This is a genomic window from Carnimonas bestiolae (genome assembly GCF_051251145.1).
Taxonomy (GTDB): domain Bacteria; phylum Pseudomonadota; class Gammaproteobacteria; order Pseudomonadales; family Halomonadaceae; genus Carnimonas; species Carnimonas bestiolae.
On sequence record NZ_JBPCZK010000012.1, the window covers coordinates 37890 to 52912 of the forward strand.

Here is a 15023-nt window from a genome sequence, read left to right on the forward strand (position 1 = left end):
GACGTTATCTTTAGATCATCTTCAAGGGGCAATGCGATGCAACAACGTCAGCTAGGCCAACAGGGGCTCACCGTATCGACGCTGGGCTACGGCTGCATGGGCCTGAATAGTAGCTACGGCAGTGCGCTATCCAGCAATGAAGCCAATCGGTTGCTGCGTGCCGCCGTCGATCGCGGCGTTACCTTCTTCGACACGGCGGAAGTTTACGGCCCGTTTACCAATGAGAAACTGGTGGGTGAAGCGCTTGCTCCAGTACGTGATCAGGTCACTATCGCGACCAAATTTGGCTTCCGTATCGAAGAAGGTGCGCCGGTAGGAGTGAATAGTCGCCCCGAGCACATCAAGGCGGTGGCAGAGGCATCGCTGCAGCGCCTGGGCATTGAGCAGATCGACTTGCTGTATCAGCACCGCGTGGATCCCGACGTACCTATCGAAGAGGTAGCGGGAGCGGTCAAACAGCTTATCGATGAAGGCAAGGTGAAGTTCTTTGGCATGTCGGAACCCAGCGCCGAAACACTGCGGCGTGCCCACGCCGTTCAGCCGGTATCAGCGCTGCAGAACGAATATTCGCTGTGGACGCGCGATGTAGAACGCAACGGCATTTTGGCGACCTGCGAAGAACTGGGAATCGGCTTGGTGCCTTATAGTCCTTTGGGGCGTGGGTTCCTGACTGGCGCTCTATCCGGTAACCAACCGTTCGATAGCAGCGATTTTCGCAGCCGCTTGCCGCGTTTTACCGCAGACGCGATGCAAAAAAACCAGGCGTTGCTCGATTCGCTCAAGCGAATTGCCGACAGCAAACAGGCTACCTCTGCGCAGATTGCGCTGGCGTGGCTGTTGGCGCAGAAGCCGTGGATCGTGCCTATCCCGGGCACTACCAAGCTGCATCGACTGGAAGAAAATCTTGGTGCGGTAACGCTCGAGCTGAGCGCGAGTGAGGTGAGCGAAATTACCGAGCTTGCCGATGCGGTGCCTATTGAAGGCGAGCGCTATCCCGATGATTTAATGGCCGCAACGGGGCGCTAATAGGCTCCGCCGAATGGAACACCGCCGCATGATGGTGCGGCGGTGTAGGGGCAGCAAACGCGCTTATGGCGAGCGTTGGTGGTGCAAGAGATAAGGCGTTCGCCACTAGGTGCGGTCTTCCTCATTGGCTTGCGCGTTGCGGAACAGCGTCCATTCTTCGATGACTCGCCCATCCGGCAGATGGCAGTAGCCTGTTTCGCCCTGTGGGCCTTTGCGTATTTCCAGTTTGCCGCCCTGCTCAACGCAATACCGCGAGGCAGGGTTACCGCCGTCCTGACCCACCATAGGAGTATTGGGCGCAGGCGTATCGTCGTGGTGACTGGCGCAACCGCTTAGCGGTACGAGCGCCGCCGCCAGTATGAACAAATGTCGTCGCATGGTAGCTCCCACTTCATGAGAAATATTCAAAGGCATGATCAGCGGATAGTGTGGTGGCAGCCACGGCCTTTTTCCAGCATCTCACGCGACAAAAAGATGATCGAATTATCCCGTACTCGACTTTCGCTGCCTGTTGGTCGCTGTGTCATGAAGGCGTTGTTACTAAGCGCACTGGCCGCCATGCTGGTTCCGCAATGTCAGGCAACACCCTCATCGGAATCCTTGCAGCAGCACAGCGCTAAGGCGCAAACCGTTACCCTGATTATCTACCATCAGGCTGGGGTCGATCGCCGTCAGTTGATCAAGGCGATCGAGCGTTTTGATGGCAGTGTGGTCTATCAGCTCGACAACATGCACGCCTTGGTTGTCAGGCTGCCTGCTAACAAGGCGAAGAAGGCAGCACATGACCTGCGCCAACGCTCCGAAGTGCTGTCGGTATTGCCCGATCGAATGCAGCCGCTGAGCGAATCGAGTTCTGCGCTATAGGTGATAAGTGAGCGCAGGGGCTGCTGTTCGGGCCTAGCGACCGCTGCGACGAGAAGGGCGATCGTTACCGTGGCCAACCACCTTGGCAGGAATGCCGGCAGCCGTCGCGCCGGGCGGTATCGCTTGCAACACCACAGCGCGTATCTGCTGCCATAGCGTATCTGCATGATTGGAATAGGACATCGCTGTGCTTGCGCCGCATAATAGGAGTGAATTTCAGCATACTTATCAGTGTGAGACAGCAGCGACATGAACACCAGCATCAGGGCCGCGAAAGAGACCGACATCGCGACGATTACCGAGATATACAACGACGCGGTCGCAAACACTACCGCCATCTGGAACGACCGACAGGTCGATGAAGCCAATCGGCTGCGCTGGCTGCGCGAGCATGAGCAGCAACAATTCCCGGTGCTGGTCGCTATAGATGAGCAACAGCAGGTGGTGGGGTATGCCACTTATGGTGCGTGGCGGGCCTTCGATGGCTATCGCTATACCGTGGAGCATTCGGTGTATGTGCATCGCGATGCGCGGGGAGGCGGCATTGGAAAACAGCTGATGCAGGCGCTGATTGAGCGAGCGCGTGATCAGGGCTTACACGTTATGGTGGCCGGCATTGATGCCAGTAATCGCGCTTCCATTGCGCTTCACGAAAAGCTGGGCTTCAAGCAAACGGGGGTACTACCGGAGGTGGGAACCAAGTTTGGGCGCTGGCTGGACCTGGCCTTTCTTCAATTGGTGTTGCATAAGCAGTAGCGATAGCGATTGGCGAGCCAAAAAAAGCGACCTGAGAGGTCGCTTTTTAGTCTGCTTACTTCTTGTTGCCGAAGATGCCGCCTAGCGCATCTTTAGCAGTATCGACGGCGTCGGCCACTTTATCCTTGGCCTGTACGACTTTGTCGTAAGTTTCCTTGTACTGGTTGTCGCTGTGCTGTTCGTCACCTTGTTGTTCGCTGCCTTGTTGTTCGGCAGAAGGCTGCTGGGATGCAGTGTCAGCATCCTGCTGAGGTGCGTCGTTGCTATTCTGCTGGTTGTCGTCGCTCATGGTGAATCTCCAGTCACTAAGGATGAATGACAAGCTTCTACGGTGAGGGCGCGTTTATCGCCTTCCTTGCGTCGCCCCAGAAGAGGGTGCTACCTATGAGTATGGTGATTTATGGCGGGTATTCAAGAGCGCCACAGCATGGTCGTTGCGGCAAAATGATCAGCTTGCCGTGAGTCGCGGCTGGTGGCGACGTTACCTATGCAGCCTTATGCGGCATAAATCTCGGTCGAAAACGGTGGCACAACAGGCTTTCTGGGATATTCTTGGGCATCACCATCCAACGGGAGAAGCTCGTGAAAGACAAGCGTTATGCAGCGGTAGCACTGGTCGCCGCCATTGCCAGCCTATTGATTCAGGGCTTTATTGAACTTCACTGGTTGCCGCGCTTTCTGCTGTCGTTTGGCGTGGTGGGCATGGCCTGCTACATCGCGCATAGCCTGCTCCGGAACCGCCCAAGCCAGCCCGATCAAGATCACGACTCACACTGATGCAATCACCTAATTGGCTGATGGTCGCGTTGGTTGCTGGAGCGGCATGCCTAAGCGCGGGCTGTGCATCCCTCGATCAATCCAACGGCAAGTTTGCTGCGCATTCGGGGGTGCATGCGGTGCGCGCGACCAATCAGGGAGAGCTTGAGCGCCGCTCGCGAGCGCTCTGCCCTGATGGCTATCAGGTGATGTGGCTGGATCGGGATTTTCTCGACTGGCAGTCATCGATTCAGTGCAAGCCTGCTCAGTAATGAGTCTCCCGATGAGAGGGCTGTCCCTTCGTTATGGTGGAGGCAAGCCAGCGATGGCCTGAATCTTTCTATCGCACATAAAAAAGCCGAAGGCATATGCCTTCGGCTTTTTCGTCTTGCCTCAGCGAGCGCCGAGGCAAGTGGCAACGAGGCTACTCCTTGCCTTTTTCAGCCTGCTGTTGCTCTTCGGCCTGCTGCTGCTTATAGAGCTCTGGGTGTTCATAGATCAGATTATCGCGACGCATCTCAAGGCGTTCGATTTCACTGCTGATGTCTTCCACCTGCTCTTCGATGGTTTCGTGGTGCTCGGCCAGTAGCTCTTTGGCCTCTGCCTTGTCGGCAGCGGCAGGGGTAGAGCCGATCAGGCGCTTACCAGCAGTTTCACGAGTGCACAGGATGGTGATGGCACCAATAACGCCGCCCAGCATCAGATAGTAGGCCGGCATATAGAGGTTGCCGGTCGCGCTGATCAACCAGCTAGTGACCAGCGGAGTGGTGCCGCCGAACAGTGACACCGACACGTTGAAGGCAATCGCCAGCGCACCATAGCGAATTGCCGTCGGGAACAGCGCTGGCAGTGTCGATGGCATGGTGCCGGTGAAGCAGTTGAGCGTGAGGCCCATCATGATCAGGCCAGTCAGAATCAATGCTTCGTTACCAGTTTGAATCATCCACAGCTCGGGCACTGACAGAATCAGCGCGGCCATACTGCCGAACAGGATAACCGGTTTGCGACCTACCTTGTCGCTCAGCGCACCCACCACCGGCTGCATCACCAGCATCACCAGCATTACGATCAGTACCAGGTAGGTACCGTGGTCCTGGCTGTAGTTGAGGTTAGCCGACAGGTAGGTAGGCATGTACGACAGCAGCATGTAGTCGGTAACGTTGAACACCAGTACCAGTCCAATGCAGACCAGCAGCGGTTTCCAATGCCCGGTTACCATGTTGACGAATTCGTTCTTCTGGGTCGGCTCAGAGGCGGCTTGCTCGGCCTGATCCTGGAAGGCAGGCGTTTCTTCGAGCTTGGTACGCATGTACAGGCCGATGATGCCCAAAGGCCCAGCTACGAAGAACGGGATACGCCAGCCCCACGAGTGCAGGTCGTCGGTGGGCAGCATGGTGGTCAGAATACTGACAATGGCCGCGCCGAGGAAATAACCGCTGGTGGTACCGAATTCGAGCCAGCTGCCCATCAAACCGCGCTTACGGTCAGGGGAGTATTCCGCGATGAAGGTGGCTGCGCCGCCGTATTCACCGCCGGTCGAGAAGCCCTGCACCAAACGCGCCAGCAGCAGCAGAATGGGTGCCCATACGCCAATCGTGTCGTAGCTGGGGATAAGCCCGATACAGAAGGTACTGACCGACATCATGATCATGGTCAGGGCAAGAATTTTCTGCCTGCCGACCTTATCGCCCAACGGGCCGAATACCATGCCGCCAATGGGGCGGATCAGGAAGGCAACGGTGAAGGCGCCAAAGGTGGCCAACTGGCGGATGGTGGGGTCGGCACCGGTAAAGAAGACATCGCCAATAACGACGGCGAGATACGCATATACGCCGAAGTCGTACCATTCCATGGCATTACCCAGCGCTGCCGCGGCGACCGCTCGCTTCAGCGTTGAGTTATCGATAACGGTGATATCTTCCAGCCGCAAGCGCTTTTTGCGTCTGCGTTTTTTGTGCGCGTGCTGGCTTTCGTTCAGTGATGCGCTTGAGCTCATTCAGTCACTCCTTATGCTGTTCCCTTGCAAAGGGGAGAGAGTCAGGGCAAGCAAATTAGTATAGCAGCTTGAGATAAGTAATCCATAAGCATCCCCGAAGCCCCAGGTATGCTTTTTTAGAAATATTAGCGATGAATCATGACACACCGAGGTCGTTGGTCAGTGCGTTTTCGACGAGATCTATGCGCGTCTTCAGTTCGTCATTATTCTGGGCGAGCACGGTAACGTGACCGATCTTGCGCCCCGGGCGAGGAGCCTTGTTGTAATCGTGAAGACGTACACCTGGTATGGCCAACAGGGCGTCCGCTGAGGGCATGGCGCCAATGATGTTCAGCATGGCGCATGGTGTAATCAGGTCAGTGGTGCCCAGCGGCAGTCCGGCAACGGCGCGCACGTGGTTCTCGAACTGACTGGTTTGCGCGCCCTCAATGCTCCAGTGGCCGGAGTTATGCACGCGAGGCGCAATTTCGTTGGCAATAAGGCCTTCTGACGTGACAAAAAACTCAAAAGCCATCACGCCAACGTAATCGAGCGCATCCATTACCTGGCCGGCATAGCGGAAGGCGTCCTGCCGGAAAGGGTGCTGCTGGCGTGGAATTGCACAATGCAGTATACCAGCGCGGTGCTCGTTTTCGCTGAGGTCCCAAAAACGCGTCTCGCCATCGCGGCCGCGCACCGCAATCACTGACACTTCATGATCGAAATCGACGAAGCCTTCCAGAATGAGCGGCACGCTGCCCAGCTCTTCGAAGGTACCGGCGATGTCCTGCTCGCTACGCAGCACTTTCTGGCCTTTGCCGTCGTAACCCAGCGTACGCGTCTTGAGCACTGCCGGCAGGCCAACCTTGGCGACGGCTTGCTCGAGATCGCACTGGCTATCAACGCGGGCGATGGGCGGTAGCGGAATATCCAGCGACGCAAACAGCGACTTTTCGTGCAAACGATCGCGCGATGTCTCCAGCGCCGTGGCCGGGGGGAAGGCCGGTCGATGGCTGCTGAGCTGTTCCAGCGCACGCGGTGATACGTTTTCAAACTCGAAGGTAACGACATCAGCGCTTGCGGTCAGCGCCTTTAGCGCATCGGCATCATTCCAGTCGGCGGTCAGCAGTGCGCCATAGGGAGCAGCGCAGGGGGCTGTGGCTGGATCAAGGAAAGTGAAATCGATATTCAGCGGAGCGCCTGCTTGCGCCATCATCTGGCCTAGTTGCCCAGCGCCCACGATACCAATGTGCATCACTCTGCTCCTGTTGTGTAGAAACTGCGGTGTTTTTGTCGGTAATTGGTGCCATGTACATGGCGATTCGAATATCCAGCGGTTAGCTTGCGCGCGGGTCCGGGTTATCCAACACGCGCTGGGTTTGCTGCTCGCGGAAGGTCTGCAGCGCTTCGCGCACCGCGCTATCGGTGGTTGCCAAGATGGAAGCCGCCAGCAATGCGGCGTTAATGGCTCCTGCGCGGCCAATCGCCAGTGTTGCAGTAGGTACGCCAGCTGGCATCTGTACGATCGACAGCAGTGAATCCACGCCCGACAGAGTGCTGGATTTCACCGGTACGCCGAGCACCGGTAGCCAGGTTTTGGCCGCGCACATGCCCGGCAAGTGCGCCGCGCCGCCAGCCCCAGCGATAATCACCTGTAGCCCTCGGTCAGCGGCCTGCTCGGCGTATTCAAACAGCAGGTCAGGGGTACGATGCGCCGACACCACCTTTACCTCATGTTCTATGCCGAGTTGCTCCAGCGTGGTTGCGGTATGGTGCATGGTGTCCCAGTCGGAGCTGGATCCCATGATGATGCCTACTCGTACGCTCATTGTTGCTCCACTGTTCTCAAGGGTGCCATGCATTGGGCGGTGGTTGCGGTGTGTGCAATGTCGAAAGGCGGCTCGACGCACTCACTGCCGAGGCGCGCGAACCGCGATCGCTGAAAGGGCCAATACAGCTGGAAGGGGCGGCTTTCGTTCACTGCGTTAAAGAATCCGCCAGTCTACCACCGCCACAGAGATAACTTCACGTATCGTTGCCCGGCGGCGTCGAAAACGCTCAGATACCTGCCTCAAAACGCACATGCCCCAGGGGGTTACCCCGGGGCATGTAAAGCGCTAGCGGATAGAGGTGCTAGTCATCCTTGAGCGATGCACGAAGCTTCGCTACGTCGGACGGTGACACCGCCTCTGCCGAATTGCCCCAGCTGTTACGTACAAACGTCAGCACATTGGCAATCTGCTCGTCGCTCATGTTCCAGCTAAATGCCGGCATCGACGGTGCAGTCGGCGCCGCGTCGGTGGCACCTGCGCGTGAACCGGCCAGCACCACACGGATCAGTGAGGTTGGGTCGTCCTGACGCATCAGTGCGTTGTTGGCAAGGCGCGGGAACAGTCCTTCAACGCCGCCGCCGTCAGGAGTGTGGCAACCTGCGCAGCGATCTGCGTAGATGTGCTCACCCGACTTCATGCGGTCGTCGTCGGTGGCAATCGGGTCGGGCGGCGTGGTCTGGTGATCGCCGTCTTCCCCTTCCTTCAGATAAGTGGCAACGGCCTGCAGATCCTTCTCGGTCCAATACTGCGACGAGTTGACGACTTCTTCTGCCATCGGCCCTGAAGCGATATCGAACTTGTTCTTGCCGTCTTTCAGGTAGTCCACCAGATCCTGTTTGGACCACTCGCCAATGCCTTTGTGGTCATCTGGCGTGATGTCGGGCACGGTCCAGTTTTCCAGCAGGCTGGACTTCAGGAACTGGCTATTCTTGTCGCCGCCAATCAGGTTTTTGGGCGTATGGCAGGTGCCACAGTGACCAAGACCTTCAACGATATAGGCACCGCGATTCCATTCCTCTGATTTGTGAGGATTGGGTTTGAATTCGCCTTTGCTGAAGTTGATCATGTTCCAGCCAATCAACGACAAACGCACGTTGAAGGGGAAGGGCAACTGGTTGGCAACGACGTCATTATCGACCGGCTCTACCGTGTGCAGGTACGACCACATCGCGCGCAAATCCTTCTCGGTCACCTTGGTATAGGCCGTGTAGGGCATTGCGCCGTACAGGTGGCCAACCGGCGCCTTACCTTCCGTCATCGCGCTTTTGAATTGCTGGAAGTTCCAGTTACCGATGCCGGTCGCCTTGTCAGGCGTAATGTTAGGCGCCACCAGCTTGCCAAACGGCGTTTCCAACGCTACGCCACCCGCCATCGGCTTGCCGCCAGGCTTGGTGTGACAAGCCGCACAGTCGCCGAGAGTGGCTAGATAGTGGCCTTCTTGCACGGTATCGAAATCGGTCGAAATGCCGTAGCCATCATCGCTATCGGCAGCGCTTGCCGAGGTCGCCGCAGCAAGCGCCACGGTGCCGCCCAGTAGAGTCATCAGCAGCTTGTTCATCCGATCATCTCCCCCGGGTTTTTCAAATAAAGACGGCGAATGGCATCGGCAGCCTTGTAGGCTAGCGCACCGACGGTGCCGGTTGGGTTAAAGCCGGGGTTTTGCGGCGCAGCAGATGCACCGACCACGAACAGGTTGGGGATGCCCCAGGTTTGCAGGTGTTTGTTGACCGAACTGGTGCTGGGGTCTGAGCCCATCAGGAAGCCACCGGTCATGTGTGAAGACTGGTAGCTCTGGTTGTTCCAAGGGCGCGTGCGGGGCGTTTTCACCACTTGGTCAGCGCCCATGTGCTCACCGATTTCACCGATCTTGTCGGTGACGTAGCGCGCCATCCGAATGTCGTTGTCGGGGAAGTCGAAGGTCATGCGCAGCAGCGGATAGCCGTGCGGATCCTTGTAGGTAGGGTCGAGCGACAGGTAGTTGCCTTGCTGGGCGTAGCTGCTCGCCTCGCAGCCAACGCTCATGTTGCCAAGGTAGTTCTCCTTGACCGCACGCTTCCACTGCGCCCCCCATTTGGGGGTGCCGGGCGGCACTGGCGTATTGGCGATGGGGGCTGCTCCGATGGGGGTAACGCGCGTGCTGCCGCCGCCGAAGAATCCAAGGCCAGAGTGGTCGAAGTTATCGTTGTTAAGCTCATCGATGCCCATGCCCACTGCACCGCCGCCAATGAACGGATTGAAGTTCTTGTCCTTGAAGAACAACTGCGCGTTGTTGGCAGTCTGGTAGCAGTAGTTACGACCGGTGGTGCCCTTGCCCGTGCGCGGATCGTAGGGTTTGCCTACGCCGGAAAGTAGCATCAGGCGCACGTTTTCAAGAATGAACGCAGCGACAATTACCAGCTCGGCAGGCTGTTCCCAGGTACGTCCGGAGGCGTCGCTATAGATGACGCCTGTGGCGCGTTTGCCAGAGCTATCGAGGGTGACGCGATGCACTTCACTGTTGGTTTTGGCAACGAAGTTGGACTTGCGAATTAGCGCCGGAAGTATGGTGGTAATGGCACTTGCCTTGGAGTAGTTAGCGCAGCCGTAGTTGGTGCAGAAACCACAATAGGTGCAGGGCCCCATGGTAACGCCCAGCGGGTTGGTGTAGGCGCGTGAGACCAGCGAAGAGGGCACGTAATAAGGCTTATAGCCCATGTCGGCAGCGGCCTTCGCGAACAGGGTCGGGCCGTAGGGCTGCTTCAGCGGTGGGTTGGGGTATTCGCCGGAACGTGGCCCCTCATATGGGTTACCCCCTTCCTGAATTTCGCCCTTGATGTTACCTGCCTTGCCTGACGTACCGGCAATCGCCTCGAACTTGGCGTAATGAGGCTCCATCTCATCCCAATCGGTGCCCCAGTCCTGTAGCGTCAGGTTCGAGTCGTTATAGGCCTTCTGGCCGTAGCGCTCGATCAGGTGGCTTTTCAGACGGAAGGTTGAGGGGTCATAGCGGTAGGTAATGCCCGCCCAGTGGTTGCCCGCGCCGCCAGTACCATTGCCAGGGTGGAATGAGCCCCACTGGCGCATTGGCAAGGCTGTTTGGGAAATGTTGTTGCGCATCGTGACGGTATTCTGGCGGGTGCGCAGCATCAGTTCCTGACGTGCGTTATAGCGCAGTTCATCAGGTACCGTCGCGATGTTGAAATCCTGTGCGGTATCGCGCCAAGGGCCGCGCTCGAAGCCGATGACATTGAGACCTTCTTCGGCCAACTCGTGGGCAAGGATAGAACCTGCCCAGCCAAGACCGACGACTACAACGTCGGTAGCGGGTAATTTCGTTGCCATTATACGTTATCCCTGATGGTTCCAATGAGTGCCGCCACTGATACTCAGAGGCTCCAGATCAAGCGTTTGGTTATGTTTTTCGACGTAGTCGCGGTAGTCGTAGCGGGCGCCCGGGAAGCCAATCATTTTCCACGACACCATATCCTTGTTGCCGCCGTACACGGGGTCAGCAAAGAAGCCTTCCTTGGTGTTTTGCAGCACTAGCGCGAAGAAATCGGCGCTCGGATATTTTTCGAAGTGGATGTCGCCCTTCTCAAGCGCGCTCAGAATCTGATCCTGCTGATCGCCCTTGAGGTCCTTGAACGATGCTTGATGTTTCGATTGACAATACTGTTCAAGTTCGGCAAGCCCGAATCGATAGCGCTGCTGCGGAACGAGCGGGGATTGGTCGCCCTGGGCAGGGACGCCCTTACCGAAGGGCGGCTCCATGTAAAGCCGTGAGAAAGTACCGAAGAAACCGTTCAATTGGCGGTCAATAAACACCGCGCAGCCTGCTTCCTTGCCGCCGATGCTGAGCTCGTCTGCGGGAATCAGTCGATCAACAATGGCCTCAACGGCGGCAGCTTCATCAGCGTTGAAGAATTGCCAGTCGTCGCTGTGTTTAGCGCTGGGAGGAGGGCTGTGAGCGAAAGGGCTCCATTCAGGTACTTGGGTGAAGGTTAGTGCTGAGGCTTTGCTGCTGGCAGCGGCTGCAAACGCAGTGGCTGCACTGGTAGCGAGCACCTGGCGTCGTGTAACGCCAACTCGAGCACCAGAGTCGTTACTCATGGAGCGTCCCCTTGCTTATCACGGTAATTGCCGGTTTCCGCGTAGCGCGCCAACGCTTGCCTAACCTGTTGGAGCGAGACGCGCTGACAGGTGTTGGGCGGCGGAAAATTGTTAGGAGGGTAATGATTACCCGGATTCTTAAATACAAATTACCTGATCGGCGGCAGTGATGGCAACGCTTGTGTCGCTTACAGGTGTCCGTAATACCCTCCCAAAATCGCCTCATAGTGTAGCTCGGTAATATTAAACTTTCCGCAAATAGCGGTTAACTCGAAGTTAAAATTCGCGATTGGTTGATTACTTTCTATCTGTAGGTTTCATGGGGCTGGCATGACATTTCGCCGCTGCAGTAAGGGCGTCACCAACGGTCGCTAGCGCGAGGTGCGTCGCTTGCGCCCCGTTGAGCGCCACGATGAGCGGTCGATGATAAAAATCACCTATCGGAGCACGGCCGCGAAGGCTATCAACAAGGGAGCAAAATTAATGATGTCATGATCGCCGTATGGACTGTACATTGTTGGCATAAGGTGCCGTCGCTCAGGTTCAAGGAGCCTTAGCGAGGGTCTTGTCGCTCGCTGTTGGCGATATTCTTTCAGTACTACCAGGAGGTTTGATAATGGCCGCTGTAGATAATATTGCTCTTGAACGCATCGATGGCAGCGCTGCATCGCTGTCCGATTTCGCTGGCAAGGCGTTGCTGGTGGTCAATGTAGCGTCCAAGTGTGGTTTGACGTCTCAATATGAAGGGCTGGAAGCACTCCACGCGCACTACAAGGAGCAAGGGCTGGAAGTGCTGGGCTTCCCGGCCAACGACTTCCTCGGTCAGGAGCCGGGTTCCAACGAGGATATCCAGGAATTTTGCCGCGGCACTTTCGGTGTGCAGTTCCCGATGTTCAGCAAAATCACCGTGTTGGGTAGCGACAAGCATCCGCTTTATAAAGCGCTGATTGATGAAGCCCCTGGCAAACAGTGGGCGGAAGGCAGTGGCTTCAAGGAGAAAATGGCCGACAAGGGGCTGCTCCCGGACGATGAGTCTGAAGTCAGCTGGAATTTTGAGAAGTTCCTGCTTGATCGCGACCACCGTGTGATTGCGCGGTTCGCGCCCGACGTTACGCCAGACGCCGAGGTACTGGTGAAGGCGGTGAAGGAAGCACTGCAGTAACAGCACGCTCGATTTATTGCGCTAACAGTAAAGCGGGGCACGTTAATAACGTGCCCCGCTTTGCGTTGGTTAGCCTTAAGTGAACGGCGTTACAGGTTGTAGCCGCGCTCGTTGTGCTGTGCCAGATCGAGGCCGATGTCTTCCTGCTCTTCGCTAACGCGCAGGCCCAGCGTTTTATCGATCAGCTTCAGCAAGATGAAGGTAATCACGCCGGTATAGACGATGGTAAACAGTACGCCCTTGATCTGAATCCAGAGCTGCAACCCGATGTTGGTAACGTCGCCGAATCCACCCAGCGCGGGAGCGGCAAAAATACCGGTAAGCACCGAGCCGAGAATACCTGCCACACCATGCACGCCGAAGACATCGAACGAGTCGTCGTAGCCAAACGCCCGCTTCATGCTGGTGGCGGTGTAGAAGCTAACCACGCCAGCAATCAAGCCCAGCACAATCGCGCCCATCGGGCCGCAGGTGCCTGCTGCAGGAGTGACTGCCACCAGACCTGCGATAGCGCCTGTCACCATGCCTAGCAGAGTCGGTTTGCCGGTTTTCAGCCACTCGGCGCACATCCAACCCAGTGCCGCTGCCGAGGTTGCCACCTGTGTGACCAGCATGGCCATGCCTGCGCTGCTGTCGGCGGCACCGGCTGAGCCGGCATTGAAACCGTACCAGCCAAGCCACAATAAGCAGCCGCCAATCATGGTGAAGATCAGATTGTTGGGGGCCATGTGCAGGCTTGGATAGCCTTTGCGCTTACCCAGCACCAGACAGGCCACCAGGCCCGCGATACCCGAGTTGATATGCACCACCGTACCGCCGGCAAAATCGATCACGCCATCGTCGGCCAGCAGTGCTCCATCGCCGCCCCACACCATGTGAGCGATCGGGAAGTACACGAAGGTAACCCACAGCCCGCTGAACCACAGCACGGCGGAAAATTTCATGCGTTCAGCGAATGCACCAATAATCAGCGCGGGCGTCAAAATCGCGAAGGTCATCTGGAACATGATCCAGACACTTTCGGGGAAGGTGTCCTGAAGGCTATTAAGGTCAAGCCCCGACAGGAACGCGCGATCAAATCCACCGACAAAGGAGTGAATGTTGATGGAGTCGGCACTCATGCCGGTTGTATCAAACGCCAGTGAGTAGCCGTACATTACCCAGATGATGCTAACCAGTGCGGTAATGGCGAAGCTTTGTGCCAATACCGACAGAATGTTCTTTGAACGCGCCATGCCACCGTAGAACAGGGCAACGCCGGGTATTGTCATCATCAGCACAAACACCGTTGCCACTAACATCCATGCGGTATCGCCGCTATTTAACTGCGGCGTTGACGCTTGCGCCAACGCTGTCAACGGCGCAGCGCCGACTAATCCGGTTAATGCTAACAAGGCGCGTTTTACAGACATTGTTGGAATCACTCCGCACTCGTGGGGTTCCGGCGCTGCTCTGGCTGTCGTTAGGGAGGCAGGAGAGGTGCCGGAATTCGTCTAATGGTGTTCTATAGGTAGCAGTAGCACGAATCTTTCCATTTTTAATAAAAGTTAGCGTTATCAGTGGGTTATTTATTTTCATGGGTGCGGGGGAGTAGGTAGAAAAGAGGCGGGAGGCTGATAAGAGAAATGGGCGAAAGAAAATGGTGCTTTCAACTGCGCGCAACGCACCTCTTTGGTGCATCTGCTTGTCGAGGCCAGTTGGCTGTTGGTTTCGTCCGCCGTGGCGTCAGGTGTCATGCCTTAAGGGTATTCGATAAGACGTGATAGACGGCTGGTTAAAAGATAGACAATTTCGCTCTTTTAAGGTATTTTCCGCGACATTATTGATCGCAGTCTATGCAGATGTTCACCGTCTTTGAGCGGGGGGCAGGTTGAATGCTACCCGGTTTTTCGACGGCGCTCTGCGCAGTGAATTGAAAGCGATTGATGAACGTTGCCTTGCTTATGTTGTCAGGGCTGATAGCAGTTTTTCCAACAGGAATGTTCGACATAGTGACCGCCTTTGTCAGGCGCAGCCAGGAAAGTTTATTTACATGTGTTCATATTTATTTAGATCGTTTTTTTCGTCTGCCGCTGGGCGGATGCTCGCGTTGTTTTTTGCCTTCTTCTCCTTTGCTGTTATCAGCGTTGTTTCCATTCCTCATGCCGACGCTCAGGAAACTGTCATGCGTGGCAGAGCCTCTTTCTATGCTGACTGGTTCGAAGGTCGTACCACTGCTAACGGCGAAACTTTCAGCAATAACGACATGACCGCCGCTCATCGTAGTTTGCCCTTCGGTACCAAGGTTCAGGTCACCAACTTGCGCAATGGTCGCAATGCAATCGTTACAATTAACGATCGTGGTCCTTACGTGGGCAATCGATTGATCGACCTTACTCACAAGGCCGCCAGTCGTTTGGGTATGGTGGAACACGGCGTGCAGCAGGTGCGTCTTAAAGTGCTCGATTAATTAAGCGCTTGGCAGATAAACAGTTTTAGCGGGAAAACCGCAGTGAATAGCGGCGTCCGTGTATAGGGGCGCCGTAGTAGTAGGGCGTCTCGTCATTACAAGCGAGAATTAATC

Annotated in this window: 17 protein-coding genes; 7 read left to right on the top strand and 10 right to left on the bottom strand. The window is 56.5% G+C overall.

The features are described 5' to 3' along the window. Window positions 1–36: 36 nt before the first annotated feature. Complete coding sequence (locus tag R84865_RS12240; RefSeq protein ID WP_435639807.1) at window positions 37–1026, top strand: aldo/keto reductase; 990 nt, start codon at window positions 37–39, stop codon at window positions 1024–1026. Between the two features lie 105 nt (window positions 1027–1131). Here R84865_RS12240 and R84865_RS12245 read toward each other — a convergent pair whose 3' ends face one another. After that, window positions 1132–1404, bottom strand: coding sequence for a putative hemolysin (locus R84865_RS12245; RefSeq protein WP_435633349.1), 273 nt, complete (start codon window positions 1402–1404; stop codon window positions 1132–1134). Between the two features lie 96 nt (window positions 1405–1500). Here R84865_RS12245 and R84865_RS12250 point away from each other — a divergent pair, with 96 nt between their 5' ends. Further along, window positions 1501–1890: a hypothetical protein gene (locus tag R84865_RS12250; RefSeq protein ID WP_435638050.1), complete on the top strand. Its 390-nt coding sequence runs from the start codon at window positions 1501–1503 to the stop codon at window positions 1888–1890. 33 nt (window positions 1891–1923) lie between these two features. On the opposite strand, the gene R84865_RS12255 is transcribed toward R84865_RS12250, so the two are convergent. Next, on the bottom strand, window positions 1924–2073 hold the full coding sequence (locus R84865_RS12255; protein ID WP_435638049.1) for a hypothetical protein: 150 nt from the start codon (window positions 2071–2073) through the stop codon (window positions 1924–1926). Between the two features lie 66 nt (window positions 2074–2139). Here R84865_RS12255 and R84865_RS12260 point away from each other — a divergent pair, with 66 nt between their 5' ends. Beyond that, entirely contained in the window at window positions 2140–2646 is a 507-nt protein-coding gene (locus R84865_RS12260; protein ID WP_435639808.1) for a GNAT family N-acetyltransferase, read from the top strand. 55 nt (window positions 2647–2701) lie between these two features. Here R84865_RS12260 and R84865_RS12265 read toward each other — a convergent pair whose 3' ends face one another. Further along, complete coding sequence (locus R84865_RS12265; RefSeq protein ID WP_435633345.1) at window positions 2702–2935, bottom strand: hypothetical protein; 234 nt, start codon at window positions 2933–2935, stop codon at window positions 2702–2704. 293 nt (window positions 2936–3228) lie between these two features. Between R84865_RS12265 and R84865_RS12270 the strand changes: the two genes are divergently transcribed. Next, window positions 3229–3423 (top strand): hypothetical protein, encoded by a 195-nt coding sequence (locus R84865_RS12270; RefSeq protein WP_435639809.1) that lies wholly within the window; start codon window positions 3229–3231, stop codon window positions 3421–3423. Next, complete coding sequence (locus tag R84865_RS12275; RefSeq protein WP_435639810.1) at window positions 3423–3674, top strand: hypothetical protein; 252 nt, start codon at window positions 3423–3425, stop codon at window positions 3672–3674. Before R84865_RS12270 ends, R84865_RS12275 begins: the two co-directional genes overlap by 1 nt. 152 nt (window positions 3675–3826) lie before the next feature. On the opposite strand, the gene proP is transcribed toward R84865_RS12275, so the two are convergent. From proP to R84865_RS12305, 6 genes are all read right to left on the bottom strand, one after another. After that, on the bottom strand, window positions 3827–5398 hold the full coding sequence (proP, locus tag R84865_RS12280; protein ID WP_435633342.1) for a glycine betaine/L-proline transporter ProP: 1572 nt from the start codon (window positions 5396–5398) through the stop codon (window positions 3827–3829). Window positions 5399–5534: 136 nt separating this feature from the next. After that, window positions 5535–6632 (bottom strand): 5-(carboxyamino)imidazole ribonucleotide synthase, encoded by a 1098-nt coding sequence (locus R84865_RS12285; RefSeq protein ID WP_435639811.1) that lies wholly within the window; start codon window positions 6630–6632, stop codon window positions 5535–5537. An 82-nt stretch (window positions 6633–6714) separates the two neighbouring features. Continuing rightward, window positions 6715–7206 (bottom strand): 5-(carboxyamino)imidazole ribonucleotide mutase, encoded by a 492-nt coding sequence (gene purE / locus R84865_RS12290; RefSeq protein WP_435638045.1) that lies wholly within the window; start codon window positions 7204–7206, stop codon window positions 6715–6717. 304 nt (window positions 7207–7510) lie between these two features. Continuing rightward, window positions 7511–8767, bottom strand: a complete 1257-nt coding sequence (locus R84865_RS12295; protein ID WP_435638044.1) for a c-type cytochrome — start codon at window positions 8765–8767, stop codon at window positions 7511–7513. After that, complete coding sequence (locus R84865_RS12300) at window positions 8764–10530, bottom strand: GMC family oxidoreductase (protein ID WP_435633338.1); 1767 nt, start codon at window positions 10528–10530, stop codon at window positions 8764–8766. The genes R84865_RS12295 and R84865_RS12300 overlap by 4 nt, the downstream gene beginning before the upstream one ends. Before the next feature lie 6 nt (window positions 10531–10536). Then, on the bottom strand, window positions 10537–11298 hold the full coding sequence (locus R84865_RS12305) for a gluconate 2-dehydrogenase subunit 3 family protein (RefSeq protein WP_435638043.1): 762 nt from the start codon (window positions 11296–11298) through the stop codon (window positions 10537–10539). Between the two features lie 616 nt (window positions 11299–11914). Between R84865_RS12305 and R84865_RS12310 the strand changes: the two genes are divergently transcribed. Continuing rightward, complete coding sequence (locus tag R84865_RS12310) at window positions 11915–12460, top strand: glutathione peroxidase (protein ID WP_435639812.1); 546 nt, start codon at window positions 11915–11917, stop codon at window positions 12458–12460. Between the two features lie 89 nt (window positions 12461–12549). Here R84865_RS12310 and R84865_RS12315 read toward each other — a convergent pair whose 3' ends face one another. Next, on the bottom strand, window positions 12550–13872 hold the full coding sequence (locus tag R84865_RS12315) for an ammonium transporter (protein ID WP_435633335.1): 1323 nt from the start codon (window positions 13870–13872) through the stop codon (window positions 12550–12552). A gap of 752 nt (window positions 13873–14624) precedes the next feature. Between R84865_RS12315 and R84865_RS12320 the strand changes: the two genes are divergently transcribed. Beyond that, window positions 14625–14909 carry a septal ring lytic transglycosylase RlpA family protein gene (locus tag R84865_RS12320; protein WP_435639813.1) on the top strand — a complete coding sequence of 95 codons (285 nt, stop codon included), beginning with the start codon at window positions 14625–14627 and terminating at the stop codon, window positions 14907–14909. The last annotated feature ends 114 nt before the right edge of the window (window positions 14910–15023 follow it).